This window comes from Sphingomonas sp. TREG-RG-20F-R18-01 (genome assembly GCF_022662475.1).
Lineage (GTDB): Bacteria > Pseudomonadota > Alphaproteobacteria > Sphingomonadales > Sphingomonadaceae > Sphingomonas.
The window spans coordinates 1-1,021 of record NZ_JAKNQQ010000047.1 but is presented as its reverse complement, the minus strand read 5'-3'; the positions used below and the strand labels follow the sequence as shown (position 1 = coordinate 1,021).

General features: G+C 60.4%; 1 protein-coding gene. It reads right to left on the bottom strand.

What is annotated here, in order from left to right:
* Entirely contained in the window at positions 1-960 is a 960-nt protein-coding gene (locus L8K25_RS22855) for an IS481 family transposase (protein WP_242141265.1), read from the bottom strand.
* Positions 961-1,021: the final 61 nt, after the last annotated feature.

Here is a 1,021-nt window from a genome sequence, read left to right as displayed (position 1 = left end):
CTAGGTGTTTAGTCCCGGCATATGGTGGATCGGATCGACGATGAACCTGTCCAGCTCTGACGTCCAGATCTTGGCGATGTATTCGTAGGGTGTGAGGCCGCTGAGCGTCTTCAGTCGGCGGGCAAAATTATACGCAGCCATGAAGTCGGCAAGGTGCGTCCGTAGCTGCTCGTGGCTCTCGTAGTGGAAGCGTTTGACGGTCGCTTCCTTGATGGTGCGGTTCATCCGCTCAACCTGACCATTGGTCCAAGGGTGGTTCGGCTTGGTAAGCCGGTGCTCGATGTCATTGGCTTCGCATATCATGTCGAAGCGCATCTGCCGCGACCAGGCGGTGTTGCGGTTGCGCGGCTGCTCGGCGAACTGGATGCCGTTGTCGGTCAGGATCGTGTGGATCCGGTACGGCACCGCTTTCAGCAGGTGTTCCAGGAATTCCCAAGCCGTCCGCCTGTCAGCCTTGTCGACCAACTGCGTCACCGCGAACTTACTCGTGCGGTCGACGCCTACGAACAGATAAAGCTTGCCTTCGGCGGTCTGCACCTCGGCGATATCCACGTGGAAGAAGCCGATAGGGTAGCGTTTGAAGCGCTGCCGCTTTGGCTTGTCGCCTTCGATGTCCGGCAGACGGGAGATGCCATGGCGTTGCAGGCAGCGGTGCAGCGCTGACCGGCTCAGGTGCGGGATCGACGGCTGCAATGCGTAGAGGCAGTCGTCCAGCGGCAGCAACGTGTGACGCCGGGATGCGACGACCGCTGCCTCCTCGGCTTCGGTTAGGGTCGTGGAGTGAGGGGCCTTCGGCCCGGTCTTCAGATCCTCGACCGTCGCCCGCTTACGCCACTTCGCCACCGTCTTGGGGTTGATCCCCAGTTCCTGGCTCAACGTCGCGAGCGAAGCTTGCGATCGCTGTATTGCTGCTCTGACGGCGTGCGTGGTCGTGGCGCTCCCGTGACGTACCTGTCCCATATGGCTTCCTTCCATTCCAACGAAAGGATCGCACCATCAAAACGTGGGATCAAACACCTAG

Excerpts from the sequence above, each read along its gene's own strand:
- L8K25_RS22855 (WP_242141265.1), bottom strand. The coding sequence starts at position 960 with ATGGGACAGGTACGTCACGGGAGCGCCACGACCACGCACGCCGTCAGA.